General features: G+C 39.0%; 16 protein-coding genes, 1 tRNA gene and 1 pseudogene. 16 read left to right on the forward strand and 2 right to left on the reverse strand.

The genetic code is table 11. The annotated features are described in order from the left end of the window. Nucleotides 1-193: 193 nt before the first annotated feature. The 6 genes from ACTNES_RS14045 to ACTNES_RS14070 all read left to right on the forward strand — a co-directional run bounded on the left by ACTNES_RS14045 (nt 194) and on the right by ACTNES_RS14070 (nt 4,381). Nucleotides 194-931: a hypothetical protein gene (locus tag ACTNES_RS14045; protein WP_291817359.1), complete on the forward strand. Its 738-nt coding sequence runs from the start codon at nt 194-196 to the stop codon at nt 929-931. A gap of 153 nt (nt 932-1,084) precedes the next feature. After that, the gene (locus ACTNES_RS14050) at nt 1,085-1,816 is read left to right on the forward strand and encodes a Rad52/Rad22 family DNA repair protein (protein ID WP_291817357.1); all 732 of its coding nucleotides are present in this window, start codon (nt 1,085-1,087) and stop codon (nt 1,814-1,816) included. Between the two features lie 25 nt (nt 1,817-1,841). Further along, the gene (locus tag ACTNES_RS14055) at nt 1,842-2,753 is read left to right on the forward strand and encodes a DUF5688 family protein (RefSeq protein WP_291817355.1); all 912 of its coding nucleotides are present in this window, start codon (nt 1,842-1,844) and stop codon (nt 2,751-2,753) included. Between the two features lie 97 nt (nt 2,754-2,850). Further along, a complete protein-coding gene (locus ACTNES_RS14060) occupies nt 2,851-3,003 on the forward strand; it encodes a hypothetical protein (protein WP_441039743.1) in 153 nt (50 codons plus the stop codon). A 53-nt stretch (nt 3,004-3,056) separates the two neighbouring features. Further along, nucleotides 3,057-3,677: a single-stranded DNA-binding protein gene (locus tag ACTNES_RS14065; RefSeq protein ID WP_291817350.1), complete on the forward strand. Its 621-nt coding sequence runs from the start codon at nt 3,057-3,059 to the stop codon at nt 3,675-3,677. Between the two features lie 104 nt (nt 3,678-3,781). Beyond that, nucleotides 3,782-4,381, forward strand: a complete 600-nt coding sequence (locus ACTNES_RS14070) for a recombinase family protein (protein ID WP_291817348.1) — start codon at nt 3,782-3,784, stop codon at nt 4,379-4,381. Between the two features lie 250 nt (nt 4,382-4,631). Here the strand turns inward: ACTNES_RS14070 and ACTNES_RS14075 are convergent, their stop codons facing one another. Next, nucleotides 4,632-7,214, reverse strand: a complete 2,583-nt coding sequence (locus tag ACTNES_RS14075) for a hypothetical protein (RefSeq protein WP_441039745.1) — start codon at nt 7,212-7,214, stop codon at nt 4,632-4,634. A 150-nt stretch (nt 7,215-7,364) separates the two neighbouring features. Here ACTNES_RS14075 and ACTNES_RS14080 point away from each other — a divergent pair, with 150 nt between their 5' ends. The 8 genes and pseudogenes from ACTNES_RS14080 to ACTNES_RS14115 all read left to right on the forward strand — a co-directional run bounded on the left by ACTNES_RS14080 (nt 7,365) and on the right by ACTNES_RS14115 (nt 13,494). Further along, entirely contained in the window at nt 7,365-7,967 is a 603-nt protein-coding gene (locus tag ACTNES_RS14080; protein WP_291817343.1) for a hypothetical protein, read from the forward strand. Continuing rightward, nucleotides 7,955-9,013, forward strand: a complete 1,059-nt coding sequence (locus ACTNES_RS14085) for a hypothetical protein (protein WP_291817341.1) — start codon at nt 7,955-7,957, stop codon at nt 9,011-9,013. The genes ACTNES_RS14080 and ACTNES_RS14085 overlap by 13 nt, the downstream gene beginning before the upstream one ends. Before the next feature lie 18 nt (nt 9,014-9,031). Then, nucleotides 9,032-9,514, forward strand: a complete 483-nt coding sequence (locus ACTNES_RS14090; protein WP_441039749.1) for a helicase HerA domain-containing protein — start codon at nt 9,032-9,034, stop codon at nt 9,512-9,514. Continuing rightward, nucleotides 9,480-9,923, forward strand: a complete 444-nt coding sequence (locus ACTNES_RS14095) for a type IV secretion system DNA-binding domain-containing protein (RefSeq protein WP_441039751.1) — start codon at nt 9,480-9,482, stop codon at nt 9,921-9,923. The genes ACTNES_RS14090 and ACTNES_RS14095 overlap by 35 nt, the downstream gene beginning before the upstream one ends. Further along, nucleotides 9,920-10,156: a hypothetical protein gene (locus tag ACTNES_RS14100; RefSeq protein WP_291817338.1), complete on the forward strand. Its 237-nt coding sequence runs from the start codon at nt 9,920-9,922 to the stop codon at nt 10,154-10,156. The genes ACTNES_RS14095 and ACTNES_RS14100 overlap by 4 nt, the downstream gene beginning before the upstream one ends. A 56-nt stretch (nt 10,157-10,212) precedes the next feature. Then, nucleotides 10,213-11,895 carry a recombinase family protein gene (locus tag ACTNES_RS14105; RefSeq protein WP_291817336.1) on the forward strand — a complete coding sequence of 561 codons (1,683 nt, stop codon included), beginning with the start codon at nt 10,213-10,215 and terminating at the stop codon, nt 11,893-11,895. After that, nucleotides 11,885-12,475, forward strand: a pseudogene (locus ACTNES_RS14110) (peptidoglycan-binding protein); the annotation flags it as partial. The gene ACTNES_RS14105 and the pseudogene ACTNES_RS14110, both read left to right, overlap by 11 nt. A gap of 290 nt (nt 12,476-12,765) precedes the next feature. Next, nucleotides 12,766-13,494, forward strand: coding sequence for a GGDEF domain-containing phosphodiesterase (locus ACTNES_RS14115; RefSeq protein ID WP_291817335.1), 729 nt, complete (start codon nt 12,766-12,768; stop codon nt 13,492-13,494). 55 nt (nt 13,495-13,549) lie between these two features. On the opposite strand, the gene ACTNES_RS14120 is transcribed toward ACTNES_RS14115, so the two are convergent. Continuing rightward, nucleotides 13,550-13,634, reverse strand: a tRNA-Leu gene (locus ACTNES_RS14120). Nucleotides 13,635-13,829: 195 nt separating this feature from the next. Here ACTNES_RS14120 and ACTNES_RS14125 point away from each other — a divergent pair. Together ACTNES_RS14125 and dnaG are read left to right on the forward strand one after the other, a co-directional pair. Then, nucleotides 13,830-14,837, forward strand: coding sequence for a deoxyguanosinetriphosphate triphosphohydrolase (locus ACTNES_RS14125; protein WP_291817333.1), 1,008 nt, complete (start codon nt 13,830-13,832; stop codon nt 14,835-14,837). A 15-nt stretch (nt 14,838-14,852) separates the two neighbouring features. Continuing rightward, nucleotides 14,853-16,142, forward strand: a 1,290-nt coding sequence (gene dnaG, locus ACTNES_RS14130; RefSeq protein ID WP_441039754.1) for a DNA primase, incomplete at its 3' end; no start/stop codon positions are given.

Consider the following 16,142-nt stretch of genomic DNA (forward strand, 5'->3'; position numbering starts at 1 on the left):
GGGTTCACATGGGAACAGTGTCTAAGAACAGGGGCATGTCTTGTGTGGGTGTCCGTAAAACGGGTACTACACTAATTCGCGTGTCCACTGTTATGGGTACATTATAGACAGAATAAAAAAATGAAATACTATATCGGCTAAATACGATTATGTATTATAATGATAACTATAATAGGGAGTAGGAGAAAATTCTATGAAAAATATATTAGCGGTATTTAATTGTCTGGTGAAAGTAAGATATCCAAACGGGGAATATCATACAGAAGATGACAGGTATTGGATGCAGTCACATCAGGATTTATTTGAGACATTAGAAGAAGCAGAAAAATATATATCAGAGATATTTGACGATGTGTACGAAAGAATTGATTCTGATGATCCGGAAGAATGCCCGTATGATCTGGTAAATGACGAATACGATATTTATATCAAAATACTTAATGACAAATTTGATCCGGCAGGATATGATTCTGGTTCTGTGGATATGCTATGGTTTGCTCATGATATCAGGGCCAACGGCGAATATCTGAAATACGTAGATTATGTGGAATACAGATACGATTTCAAAACAAGAAAAAGTAAAAGATATGAAAATGTCTACGGGTGTGAACCGATACGAAGGGATATCGGAGATTATAAAAAGACTGCGGAGTATAAAAACGGTGATATCGTGAAATTTAAAGATTCCGATAAATTATATGCAGTAAGCAGTGCGCCGAATAAGGAGAGCCTGAACAGAACGGTATGGAATCTGTTGTATGCAGTAGTTCCGTATGAATTAAACAAAGAAATGGATCTGGGATTAGAAATAGATTCCATACATCAAAGTGAACTGGAACTTGTATCCAGAGGGGAGAAATATCTGCATATTGATACTCATAACTATATTTATACGATAACTGATAAGGGGGAAATGAAACAGGGAAAATAAAATAGTTGTCTTTAGGGAGAAGATTCATATGGGATTGATGAACATTAAAAAGCAGTGTAAAAGATGCCAGGATGTATTTACAGAATCCGGCAGTATCAATCCATATAAAAAGAATCTTGGATTATGAAAGAATTATAGGAGAAATCAGAGGCTATGGCAGAAAAAAAGATCAGGAATCTAAATCCTGAAGAGATAGAATGTCGTGTGGGAACCGTCATGGAGCAGGGGATTACTCTGCTCCTTTATAAAAATGCCAGGGTAGATCAGACAATACTGGATGAGGTATTTGGCATCTGCGGATGGCAGAGGAGACATAACATGATCGGCAGTGAGTTATACTGCATCCTCAGTATCTGGGATGATGAAAAACAGCAGTGGGTGCAAAAAGAGGATGTGGGAACGGAAAGTGATTATGAGAAAGCCAAAGGTGCTGCATCAGATTCATTTAAGAGAGCCTGCTTTAATATCGGGATTGGAAGGGAGCTGTATTCGGCTCCTTTTATTTATATTCCCATAAATAAAGTTCAGGTGGGTGATAAAAATGGGAAGAAGTATGTAAAGGACAGATTTTCTGTGAAGAATATACACACTACTGCAGATAAGACAATCACAGATCTGGAGATCGTAAACCAGAGAGGGGAAACGGTATATACATATCGGACAGCTTCCACATTCCGGCAGTCAATAGAAATAGACCAGAAGGAAGAGCAGGCAGAGATGATATCAGATCAGGATATCCAGAATCTGTATGCAGAACTGGGAAGGACCGGAGTGACAGTACAGAAGATACTGAGCAGATATGGGATCACAAGTGTAAAGGAAATGGACCAGAATACCTATAAAAGAGCACTTAGTGGATTAAGGAGAACAAAAACAGCAGCATAAAGTAAAAGAAGTGGAGGAACAGAACATGATGGAGTATAGAGAGTTTGTAGAAGTGTTAATGGCAGAGATCAAAGAAGAGACAGGATTAAAGACAGAGTTTCATGAATCAGATGAAAAAATGCCACAGGACAGTATCTGGGTATATATGAGTGAGGATAATAGCAGTTTTAATATTTTCCGGTTGTTTACAGTAGAATCTTATAACCAGTGGATACAGAGAAAAATAACATTCCAGGCGCTTGTGAAGGAAGTAAAGCAGTCAGTGGAAAACTTTGATGATATGTGTGTGCCGGATAAGCTGAAGAAATTAAAAGATTATGAGCAGGTAAAAGAAAACCTGTTTATCCGACTGATCAATTTTGAGAAGAATAAAACTGAGCTGGAAAAAGCTTTTTATAAGCGAAATGGAGATATTGCACTCACCCTGTATATGAAAATTTTTGATGAAGATGGGATGCTGACCAGCCTTAAAGTACCATTACAATGTGTGGAAAGATGGGATTTGGAGAATGAGGATGTTTTTATGGCTGCCTTAAAGAATACTGCATCAATGATGCCGCCAAAAGTATATGACATGATGAAGATGCTCCTGAATCCTGAATATGATGGGGAAGATATTGATGCTCCTGATTATATCCCGTTTCAGGATGAAATGGGAAACTGCCTGAGTACAGGACAGAAAACAAATGGAGCGGTGGCAATATTCTATCCGGGTGTTGCAAGATTATTCTGCGATAAAATAAATACAGATGAACTGTATCTGGTATTCACAAGTATACATGAGGTGATGGTACATAATGCAAGGATGATAGAACCAGAAGATCTGGCATCAGTGCTGGACGATACCATAAAGGAATCAACCCCGGAAGATGATGTGCTTACTAAGCATATTTATTATTATAATGCAGAAACAGATCAGATTGAGATGCTGGAGTAAAAAATAGATTGCTGTACAAGAAACATGTTAATCTGCATTGAAATTTAAGAAAGGGGATGATACTATATGGCATTATAGGAAAGAGGGAGCTGCTTGTATGCTTAACATTAAGCAAATATCTGATATGGAAGATTATGATAAGTCACATGAAATTGCACAATTGATGTCAAAACTGGAAAAAGGTGAGCAGTCTGCGCGTGAAAATGGATGGATTTCATCAGAAGACGTAAAGGAAAAACTGGGACTGTGAAGAGATGGGAATTATTCCTGTCTCTTTTTTTACGCAAATTTGGGAGGATGAATATGGAGGGTAAGAGTGATAATAACAAAGTTATGCTGGCAGGAAAAATCGTAGCACCGTTTAAATTTCAGATGGAACATAAGGGAGAAGCTTTTTACAGGACAATACTGCAGGTGAATCGGCAGAGTGGTCAATGTGACCTTATTCCACTGCTTTTATCGGAACGATTGCTTGACAATACGAAAAATTATGAAGGACAGCTGGTTTGTGTGACTGGACAATTCAGATCGTATAATAACCATGAGCAAATAAAAACAAGATTGTTGCTCCATGCTTTTGTAAAAGAGTTAAATCTTTTAAATTCGGTTGAAGAAGCTGGGAGCATGAACGAGATATTATTGCATGGATTTTTATGTAAACCACCTGTTTATCGAAAAACACCTTTGGGGCGGGAAATTGCAGATGTTTTGCTGGCAGTAAACAGAGAATATGGAAGAACGGACTATATCCCATGTATTGTGTGGGGGCGAATGGCAAGATATGTGTCCAGACTCAAAGTTGGAGATCAGGTACAGGTAACTGGCAGAATACAGAGCAGGGAATATGAGAAGATGGAAGCAAATGAAAAGGTCAAAAAGAGAGCCTATGAAGTTTCTGTTTTCCGATTAAATCTCGTAGAATGAGGTATATACGGTGTAGAACGAGGAAGTTCTGCACCGTAATAAGCAAAGGATGAGAGTGTATTTTTTATAGGAATTTAGAAAATAATAAGGGAAATGAGATTAGAATGAAATATGGATATGCAAGAGTAAGCAGTACAGAACAGAATCTTGACAGGCAGATTCTGGCTTTGAAAGAGTTTGTTTCAGAGGAAAATATTGTGGTGGATAAAGCCAGTGGTAAGAACACAGAGCGTGAAGGCTATCAGGCTTTGAAAGGGAGACTTGGATTGCGAGAAGGAGATACATTGTATGTGACGTCACTTGATCGTTTGTCCAGAAATAAGGAAGATATCAAACAGGAACTGCAATGGTTTAAGGAGAAGAAAGTCAGATTGAAAATCCTTGATCTGCCTACATCATTAGTAGAAGTTCCAGAGGGGCAACAATGGATTCTGGAAATGATACAGAATGTCCTGATAGAAGTCTTGTCAAGCATTGCAGAGCAGGAAAGACTGACAATACGTAAACGACAGAGAGAGGGAATAGACGCTGCAAAGAAAGCGGGAAAGCATCTTGGCAGACCGGTACTATCTGTTCCGGATAATTTTACTGAAGTTTATTCGCAATGGAAAAGAGGAAACATAACAGCACGCAAGGCAATGGAGATGTTGGGAATGAAAAGCGCAAGCTTCTATCGGAAAGTGAAAGAATTTGAGGAAAAATGAATCAAAAAGTCAGTTCGTTTTGAGACATATTTCAAAAAGAAAATCAGACCTTCTGATACACCAGAACGGACGCAGAAGCTGGTGTATCAAAAGGTAGAGGTTATGACATAACGTGATGTGTAGAAGCAAGTGTGCCCAGAAATTAGAAAATAAAAAATAGAAAAAGAACAAAAAGCAGGAAAAAACCTGCTTTTTTGATGAAAAATTTTAAAAAGTTTCCAAAAAACTGGGCACAATCAGCAACGAGATGCTATTTAAGTGTTCTGGTTTTATATGATAAATCCATTAATTTTAAAAGCTCACGACAGTCATTAAGTGCGGTCAAGGCTGACTTATATTCTTCTTCAGATGGGGAAATATGCTTGGTAAGCAGATTCTCAAAACGATTTAATGCGTCATGAATTTTAAGCAAAGTATTAGGATTGTATGCAACATAGTTAGTGGGAATATCCAACATTTTCAGATAGAAACTAGTAACAGTAAAAAGGAACTGGATATTCTGACTACTGCATATTTTATCTTTCCATTCCAGATATAATTCATTATAAGTATGAGAAAAATTGATGTATGTATCTGCAGATGGAACTAAGTGACAATATACAAAGGGATGATAACTTTGCATTAGTATATGGAAGAAACGTTGCAGGTCAGCTTTAAATTTTAAGTCATAGGATGCCACAGGACTTCCCTTTAGTACGTGATAGTATTCTTCACCGAATTTTATGTAACGCATTTTGTATTCTGGATAAAATACAGCTGAGAGATAGTGATAAATCATATTCACATAACAAGTGGTTGTTTCCGGTAAAGAGTTCTGGGAAGAACATTTTACCACTTGAGTAAGTGTTGCTATATAAGAAGAGCATACTTTATCCAGAGGAATACTATAGGCAAGATGTGATTTAATATCTTTATAAATCTGCATAATGAATCGGTCAAATGTAATCATAAATATATTAGAAACCTGTTTTCCTATGTTAAAAAAATTTATAGGATTTTTAAGATTAACCCAATCAGGTAATTGGTCAAAGTTAGAAAGTTGTTTATCTATACTTTCTACAATGTGATCTTTATCACCACCAAATGCACAATAGAGTGAGAGTTCAACAGAGTCTTTTGACGCTGCCTGTATTGGTGTAAGCTTTTTACTTATTTCATTATTATAATTCGATGTAATATATAATTCCTTGGTTAAGTCATCTGAAAATTTTTTGTGTCCGAGGCTGGAATAGTATAAGACTGCATCTGAAAGAAAGCTGTTCCATGAATCAATGCGAATTTGATCGTTTTGAGATGGACGTGACTTTAACTTGATAGTATCATGTTGAAAATAAAAAAGGGAGTTATAAATAGTGCAATATACTAAATCGAAATTTTCAGCAGAGACTTTGGTAATCATGGATTGATATATAACTTTACGGAATTTTTCTTCATAATCTAAAAAAGTGAGTGGGTATTTGTTGAGTATAGTTTCAGCAAGTAGGGTTGGCATAGATATTATTGCCCGTTCCTTATCGTTAAACTGAAGAAGTCCGTATTCTATTGCGGTATGTATAGTTTTAAAATCAACAATTGTTTTTAAATATGCCATAGGAATTGAATATCTCGTCCATAATGCCAGCTCGGATAAATTACTGTTCATAAACCACTCTGGGAAATCTGACAGCATTCTTTGTAATATTGCAGTTATATACACTCCGGTTTTATCTGTAGATTTGTAAGAACTATGTGTTCTCGGAAGATTTTTCTCATGCCAAATCCATGTCTTGGAATCTAAAAGAGCTGCTTTTAAACTTCGCCTTTTATTTGAATCAGATTTTTTCAGCATTTTAGCAATTAAAGAGATTGCCAAAGGATTGTAGCTGACTCTGGAGCACAGAGTTTTGAAGTCGTCATCAGAAAAAAGTTTGCTCTTAGGAAGCAGTTTACTAAATATTCTTTTCAGAACAAGTTCATCATATTTGGCAAGCTGTACTGAAACTCTGGAGTTATCTATTGGAGTACGCGTGATAATAATATATTTAATTTTTGTAGGTTCTAAATACTGACTAATAAAGTCAAAATCTTCCTTTTGTAAGAAAGGACAGTTAATAATTACGATAGCAGGTGTGGTCTTCTGTTTTAGAAGGTCACACTTTTGGCTTAAATCAGTAAGTTCGTTTCCCAAAAAGGTGAAAGATTTAGAGAATGCTGCCTTTAGTGAAGAATCCGATGAAGTTACATCTAACCATGCTATATTGTATGGAAGATAGCTGCGATGGGATAGAGCATAATCAAGATAATGACGTACCAGTTGCTTTTTTCCCGTGCCAGGGAAACCGCTTACAAACACGATATTTGATTCTTTTAGGCTATCACGTAATTCCGTATTCTTATCAGACCAAGGAACATAGTAATCAATAGTCGTTTGTGTATATTTAGGAAATATAGCAGTATCAGCGGTGCCGAAAAAATGTAAACGTATCAAAGCCTTGATTTGATCGCTAAAGTCGTTCAAAGAAGAACGGGGAAAATATTTGGTATATAACGCGGAAATGTTTGCAACTAGCCTTTCAGATTCAGAGGTAGTTAGATCTCTGTCAAGACCATAAAAATAACTAAGCCTAGAGAGACTCCAGTCATCAGAAGCTGCAAGATAATTTAAAATAGTTTGAGAAGGAATTCTTTTGCTATTGGATATATCCTGTAGCATGGTTTCAGATAATGGATGGGATTCAGTTTCTTCTAATTTGTTGCCGAGTAGGTAGTTTACACTGTCGATTACAGAAATACTATAGTTCGCAGATTGTTTTAAAATTAATACAATTTTTTTGAAGATGTTTTCATCAGTCATGGTGTTTGCTCCTTTGGAAAATGCTTGAAAACACTGAGGAAAAATGGCTACAGGGTTGTCGCACCTGCTTGTGACATTAGAGAGCTTTATTGTGTGGTATGGTAAGAATGTAACCGGAAATCAAAAATCAAAGAAAAGGAGAGAACGAATATGAATGATTTTTATAATTACGTTCCAAGTATAACAAACTATGAGGCAGAAATCAAGAAAGATGCTATCAAAAACATCAATCGGAAAGACATTCAGCTGGATTATGAGATTGCGCGAGAACTTCAGCGCCAGAAAATTAGTGAAAAAAGAAAAAAACAGGTTGAAGTTGTAACTGTTTTAGAAGACGGTAGAGTGACAGTCGAAACCCAAAATTTGGATTTTGAATCAAAAGAAAGATATGTCTGCAATTTTACTCATCCACATCTGACACGCTTAATGGCTAAAGGAGACGCGGAAATTATTTGGGCTTTTGAGTGCGAGGTATCCGCGAGACATGTGGTTATTTATCTAAAAGACAGTAAAGTGGGTGATCCTGAATATTTACTGACAAAATTTAACGCTAAAGGCTGTGAGGTATATGCGGCAAATAGGAAGGCGCAGAAAGATTATCTCGTTAAAATTTGGACTGCGGTCTATAACAAGGATGAAAATGATGTCCTGATAGCAGAACATTATGGATGGTGGATCGATGAAGAGGGACAGATGCAGTTTATTGATGATTCCAGAGTTATTTGGGAGGATGTGAAAAAATGGGCAGAGTAGATGAACAGAATGTATTGCGAATGATTTTTGGACTTGCATTTATGCGACCACTTTTACAGGCTACAGATACAGATATAGATTTAGGAGTAGTTGTTTTAATGGATTCAAATACACAGGCAAGGCTTTGGTGCCAGGAATGTGAAAGTAAAGTGGATGGTAAAATTATTCAAAAGCTCAAAAGTACAAAAGTACTGAATTATCAGGCTGGAGTACATATGTTAAAAGATGGAGATAATGTTGAAGACATAAAAGACTTCTTGATGAAACGTGAATTCTTACCAACTTTAGTCGTAAGTGGAATTCTTCCATTCTTTCTGCGTGAAGATAGTTACGTATTCAGAATAAGAAATGCAGGAAGTATTTCTGCATTCAGCGAAGAGTACAAAGCGTTCAGAGAGTTTGTTATTGAGAATGTGGGGTTTGTAAAAAAATCAATTCTTCAATATTTAAATGAAGAAAATTTGCATAATAGTAACGAATATTCCGATAAATATTCCGATAAATATCCGGCGTTTCGAGTACTTGATGTCATTGGTTATATTTGGGAACTGTATTATGCAAATAATTGTTCTGAAGCGAGTGCAGAAAATTTCTGTAAAGCATATATGGCTGATATTTCAGAAATTGTAAAAGGTTTTGACGACTACTCAGATTATTGTGATATAGAAGAAGAAATATCATCTTTGATATGGAACTTTTTGATGGAACATGTGGATGTCGTTGTATCAAATGTGGATAATGTCTCAGGTCATGCATACGAGGCAATGAAAGTTGATAAAGCTATTCTGTATGACGAAGAGTTTTATTATTTTCCGGAACGTCTTATTAAGGAAATCGCACAGCCTCTGATGGAAACAATGGCGATTGGTGAACTGAAAAAGATGTTAAAAGATCAAGGAATTATAGTTTGCAATGGGCAGGGGTACACAATAAAGAAACGCTTTACAACAATGTCCGGTTATTGTGGGCGTATGCGTGCGATTAAGGTACAAAAGACTATGTTAAGTTTCCAAGATAACCTGATGCTGGAAGATTTTTTGGAATAAAAACTAGGAGGCAACATTATGAGAGATATGAGATATATTGGCGTATTATCAAATGGAACTAAAGTTAGAACTTCTTCAGATTCTCCGAATAAGAGCATTATAATTTCGGGGATAAGTGGAACTGGAAAATCTCAGAGAATTTGTGACATTGAAAAAAATGTAATTAATGATGGTGGTACAATAATTGTTTTAGATTTAGATGGTAGCCATTATTCTGTGAATGGTGAAAATGTTATTGTTGCTCGTAAAGATGGCATTGCTTTGAATTTTCTGGATACAGAAATTTTAAACAGACCGTCTGATGAAGTTTCTGAATATGTGTCAGAGATAGCAAATCTTATGCTTTGTACGACAAAAGCGGGAGATCGGCAGCGAGGCATATTGAGGACTGCAATATTATGGGCCATTAAAAATAAAAACAAATTTACCAGTGATTTTTCTGCCATAGAAGCTGGGTTAGAGGAAATTGGAACAGAGAAATCTTTGGAAAAAAGCTCGTGAAGCGAGAGCAAATAAAATTACAGTGGTGATTGATGAATTCCAAAATCTGATGTTAGGGAAAAATTCTTCCATTGAACAGATGCTCAGAGAAGCCAGAAAGTACGGTGTGGATATGGTACTGGCGACACAAACATTGGCAACGTTTTCAAAGGAAACTTTGGTAGCATTGAACCAAGCTGCTGTGAGATTATATTTTCGGCCGGCAGTAAGCGAAGCCAGAATTCTTGCTCAGCAGATTGATGGAACGAATGTGGAACGCATGATTTTGCAGTTAAAGCATTTGAAAATTGGAGAATCTATAGCTATTGGAGACTTGGAAATTGAGGGACGGCGTATTGGAAGACCAATAATTGTGAAAACAGATTATAAAACAGAGACAGGTTACTGTATAAGGAGGGCATCGAAATGAATAAGATTACATATGACGAGCTGTCAAGCAATAAAATTGTAGAAAAGGCAATCTCTGCGAGGAAGCCAATGACAGACAAGATATATGACACAGTTAAAATCAAGCGGAACGGCATGCAGATTAGCTTTGAATTTCCACCAAAGTCAGCGCGAGATGAACTGATCGAGCAGGAAGTGAAAGACATCATTTCAGGAGAACTGAAAGAGAAATCCCGCAAGATTTACATCAGTTAAGGCCAATGGGGCAGGAAATTTTCCTGCCCCTGTATTTTTTTAGGAGGATAAATCCAATGAAGAGAGTCAGAATGCTTCTCCGTGTAAGCTCCAACCAGCAGCTGGAAGCGGACGGAGATTTAAGTGTGCAGAGACAGCTTGTGAAAGATTACATATTCAGCCAGTCTGACTGGCAGCTGGATGAAAAGGAATATTTCGAGGGCAGTAACAGTGGTTACAAGAATGCAGTGGCAGACAGAAATATTCTGCAGGAAGCGCTGCAGGATGCAAAAGCGAAAGAATATGATATCCTGGTTGTATACAAGGATGACCGTATCGGCAGGCGTATGTGGGAAATCGGCGCATATGTTATGAGCTTGAAAAGTTTTGGCGTGGATATTTATACAGTTAAAGATGGCTGCATTTCCCCGGAATCTGATGATATCATGGGTCAGATGATGCTGGCATTGAGATATGGAAACGCCCAGAAAAGCAGTTCCGATACAGGAATGCGTGTAAAGGATACCGCACAGAAGCTGGTGCAGAAAGGGAAGTTCATGGGTGGAAAGGCTCCATACGGATATAAGCTGGAACTTTCCGGGGAAGTCAGCAAACATGGCCGTGCCTTGCATCATTTGGTAGTTGTGCCGGAGCAGGCAGAAGTGGTAAAATATATTTATGAACTTTCTTTACATAAAGAATTTGGAGCGGCGAAGATTGCCAGGATTCTGAATGAGCATGAGGTTTATAAGAACAGAGCACCCAGAGATGTCTGGAAGTGTGGTACGATTGTCAGTATTCTTACAAATCCAATTTATGCAGGCTATACAGCCTATAAGCGGAGAGAACGGATTGATGGCAGATATCACAAGCTGGAAAGCAGAGACTGGGTATATGCCGAGAAGCCTGATCCTGAAATTACGATTATAGATGAGAATGTGTGGAACCGAACACAGGATACCAGAAAACAGAGAGGTGACAAATATATTAAATCTCCGGAAAATAAGGATGTCACTATAATAAGAAGAAACAGTGGGATGCTTGCACTGATTGATGTTCTTCACTGTGGTTACTGTGGACGAAAAATGACAAATGGCAGCAGATATAATTACTGGACGATTAAGGATACAGGAGAAAGGCGTACCAGTAAGATAGCTATTTATAAATGCCAGAATGCCTGGAGCGGGGTTCCCCATAACAAAACCAGTCAGTATCGCGCAGATCAGATTGAACCTATGGTATTTGAGGCACTTGCTGAATATATCGGAAAGCTTCAGGAGAATGAGAATGTATTTACTCAGATTGAGGAAAATCAGAACCGGCAGAAAGTAATCAAGCAGTCGGAACTGGACAGGGAGCAGAGTGAACTGAAAAATATCCAGAATAAGATTGCAGTTATGGAGAGCAACATTCCAAATGCCATGACAGGAGATTATCCTTTAAGTCTGGAGGAACTGGCAGATATCATCAGGAAGCATAGGGAACTGGAAAAGAAGCATAAAAGGATTGTAGAAGAAAAGGAAGCAGAACTGGACGCAATGAAAGTTTCCATGGATGACTGGGAGAACATCAGAAGCAGGATTCCCACATGGCAGGATGTGTTCTGGAATGCAGATACTACAACAAAGAGAGTGCTTGTAGATAAGCTGATCGAGAGAATTGATATTACCAGAGATAATATCAATATCCGCTTCAAAATCAATCTGAATGACTTCTTCACCCTACCCCGAATTACTGACTATCACGACGTACCGGAATAAGGGTTATGATTTTACAATCACATCTTCCACAGCATATGACCACAAATGGATTTATGGCAGAAATATTTTCGACAGCATCGATCGTATCGTAGATGAACTTTTTGAAAATTATCTATCCAGGCCAAATGTACGTCAGCCTATCCTGACACAGTATTGTGACGGAAAGCAGGTACAGTGCAGGAGCAGAGGATGGATGACACAGTGGGGCAGTAAGGCGCTGGGAGATCAGGGATATTCTGCGATTGAGATTCTGAGGGCTTTTTATGGAAATGATATGTATATTAATGTAGCAGAGGCAGTATCCGGTATTCCTGCATCCTGGCCGGGATATGATCTGGATATTGGGGCAACGGGAAATAAAGTAAGCCAGATCCAGGAACAGTTAAATACGATCGCAGGAGCATATCCGGCGGTACCGACTGTAACAGTAGACGGAATCTATGGGGATGCGACGAAAAATGCAGTCTGGGTTTTTCAGGGGATTTTTGGACTGGGACAGACGGGAATTGTAGATTATCCAACCTGGTATAAAATTCAGGAGATCTATGTGGCTGTCAGCAGAATTGCGGAATTACGTTGATGATATCTGAAATGCAAATGAAGTTTGCGGGTTCAGACTGGGTGTTTATCGTTGTAATACTGTAAAATAAGAAACAATATAGCGTTTAATGCGATAATGTGCTACAATAAAAACAATTTGAAAAAGAAATAACTTAAGAGGGTGGCATATGAACGCAAGAATACGAAAGCTGTCGACTGTACTTTTTATCTTAGTTTTTATGTTTTCTGTATTCTGTATTCTATCCGGTGAAACTGTGTGTTGGTGGTGAACAGTACACAGAACATGTTACAGTCGGAACTGAAGAATTTTTGGATGAAGGTGGAGGCAGAGGAGAAGAAATAACAGGAAAACTGCAGAGGGGTAATGCAATGGTCGTGTTTGCGGCTGTGGCCTTTGCGGCAGTATGTCTGGGATTTGTAGTATATAATAAGAAAAAAACGGCAAGAAAGTTTGAGAAAGCAGAGCAGGAGCTTTACCGAAAGAAAATAGAAAGAGATTCTCTGACAGGACTTCTGAATAAAGAAGGATTTTATCTGAGAGGAAAGGAGTTTCTGGAGAAACATCCGAAGGAGCAGGCAAGTATTGTATTTATAAATGTTGAGAATTTTAAGTTGATCAATGATCTGTATGGAGTCCGGTCAGGTGATCGCTTTTTACAGTATCTGGCTATGGTAATCCGGGAGCTTTGCAGAGACAGTAAGGCTCTCTGCTGCAGATATGAGGCGGATCACTTTGTGACACTGACATTGGAGAGTCTGGGTGAGATGAAGGGAGCTCTTAAGACAAAACAGTTCAAGGCATATTTTCAGCCAAAGTATGATATGCAGAATGATCAGATTATTGGAGCTGAGGCTCTTGTAAGATGGGAACATCCACAGAAAGGTACGATTTCTCCGGGAGTTTTTATTACTGTATTTGAGAAGAATGGATTTATTGGAAGGCTGGATATTTATATTTATGTAGAGACTTGTGCATTTTTGAAACGCTGCAGGGATGATGGGATTCCGCTGTATCCCATTTTTAACATCCTTTTATGACAAAAACGCAAAAAAATAAGGCACCATGACTCCTCACAGTTCCTCATTCTTTAAATGCGGAAGATGGGACTTGAACCCACACGAGCGCAATGCTCACAAGATCCTTAGTCTTGCTCGTCTGCCAGTTCCGACACTTCCGCATATCGCATTTCTTTGGGATTCTTTTGCTCTCCCTCGCGACAAGTGATACTATACCAAAGATAAAAGATAATGTCAACACCTTTTTTGAAAAAATAAAAAAAAATCAAATTTTTTTTGAAAAAAAGAGGAATTTGAATTTTTATGTAGAATATAATTAATAAGAGGTATTTTGTCAGCTTGTGGAGGTACCGCTTATGAATATAAGGGAAAGCATGGAACAACGAGAACAAAAGATGCTCAGCCCCTATGCTGCATGCAGCCTTTTTTCCAGAGGCAGAGAGCGGCAGGAGGAAGAATGCGATGTACGGACTGTCTATCAGAGAGACAGAGACAGGATCCTTCATAGCAAAGCTTTTCGCAGGATGAAGGATAAGACACAGGTTTTTCTGGCACCTCAGTGTGACCATTACAGAACCAGACTGACACATACACTCGAGGTATCACAGATAGCCAGAACCATAGCTAAGGCTTTGAGACTGAATGAAGATCTTGTGGAAGCAATCGCACTTGGACATGACCTTGGACATACGCCTTTTGGTCATGCCGGAGAGAGAGCTCTTGATGCAGTGAATCCGGATGGCTTTGCCCACTATAAACAGAGTGTCAGGGTTGCACAGGTACTGGAGAAGAATGGAGAGGGATTAAATCTTACCTGGGAAGTCCGGGACGGAATCCTGAATCACAGGACCAGCGGAAATCCATCCACTCTTGAGGGTCAGGTAGTGAGACTTTCAGACAAGATTGCATATATTCATCATGATATGGATGATGCACAGAGAGCCGGGATCATTACAGAGGATGATATTCCGATTACTTTGCGAATACTTCTGGGGTATACAACCCGGGAGCGGCTTAATACATTTGTCCATAATATCATAGAGAACAGTCTGGAGCAGGATACCATAAAGATGTCAGCAGAGATTTACGAAGCAATGATGGAACTGAGAGCATTGATGTTTCAGAATGTATATGAGAATCCTGTAGCCCACAAAGAGGAATCTAAGGTAGTGAAGATGCTGACGGAACTATATGAATATTATGCTGAACACCCGGAGGCAATGTCAACAGAGTACAGAGAACTGATCATGCGGGGAGAGAAGAAGGAACAGGTAGTATGTGACTATCTTTCTGGAATGACAGATCAGTATTCTATGGAGAAGTTCCGGGAGATTTACATACCAAGAGCATGGGAAGTCTATTAAGAAGGAGGACGGGACATGCGTTATTCAGACGATATCATTGAAGAAGTCAGAATGAAGAATGATATTGTAGATGTTGTATCCCAGTATGTGAAGCTGAACAGAAGAGGAAGCACTTATTTCGGATTATGTCCGTTTCATAATGAGAAGACCCCTTCTTTTTCTGTGACCCCGTCAAAGCAGATGTACTATTGTTTTGGCTGCGGAGCAGGCGGGAATGTATTTAACTTTGTGATGGAGTATGAGAATTATACATTTGGAGAAGCGCTGCAGCATCTGGCAGACCGTGCCGGAGTGCAGCTTCCGAAGATTGAATATTCCGGAGAGGCAAAACGGAAGGCAGAACGCAGGGCTGTCCTTCTGGAGATCAACAGACTTGCAGCGAGGTATTTTTATTATCAGCTGCGGCGCGAAACTGGAAAGCAGGCATATGCATATCTGACAGGCAGAGGATTAAGTGAGGAAACAATCAAGAAGTTCGGACTGGGATATTCGGACAAATACAGCGATGATCTGTACAAATTTCTGAAATCTAAGAATTACAGTGATGATCTTTTGAGAGACTCTGGTCTGTTTAATGTAGATGAGCGCCGGGGCATGTATGATAAGTTCTGGAACAGAGTTATTTTTCCAATCATGGATGTGAATGGCCGTGTGATCGGATTCGGAGGCCGTGTTATGGGAGATGGGAAGCCGAAATATTTGAATTCACCGGAGACGACGATCTTTGATAAGAGCCGGAACTTGTACGGATTGAATGTTGCAAGAACAACGAGAAAGAATTATCTGATCCTGTGTGAGGGGTATATGGATGTAATTTCCATGCATCAGGCAGGATTTACCAATGCAGTGGCATCACTGGGAACTGCACTTACTTCGGGACATGCAAGCCTGTTGAAGCGCTATACACAGGAAGTTCTGTTGCTGTATGACAGTGATGAAGCTGGCGTAAAAGCTGCCCTTCGTGCAATTCCAATCCTGCGTGAGGCAGGTCTGACGTCCAGAGTGGTAAATCTAAGACCACACAAGGATCCGGACGAATTTATCAAGGCACTTGGTGCAGAGGAGTTTGAGAAACGTCTGGAACAGGCGACGGACAGCTTTATGTTCCGGGTGCATATGGCGGAGAGAGATTTTTCAATGGAAGATCCTCAGGGTCAGAACCGTTTCTTTGAACGGTGTGCGCAGATGCTGCTGGAGCTTTCCGATGAGCTGGAGAGGAATCTTTATATAGAAGCGATCGTGAAGGATTACAGAAGCAGCGGCATTACTGCAGATAATCTGAAGCGACGGGTAGGTGCACTTGCC

Origin of the sequence: Blautia sp. HCP3S3_D9, from assembly GCF_052063845.1 — a bacterium.
Classification (GTDB): Bacteria; Bacillota; Clostridia; order Lachnospirales; family Lachnospiraceae; genus Blautia_A.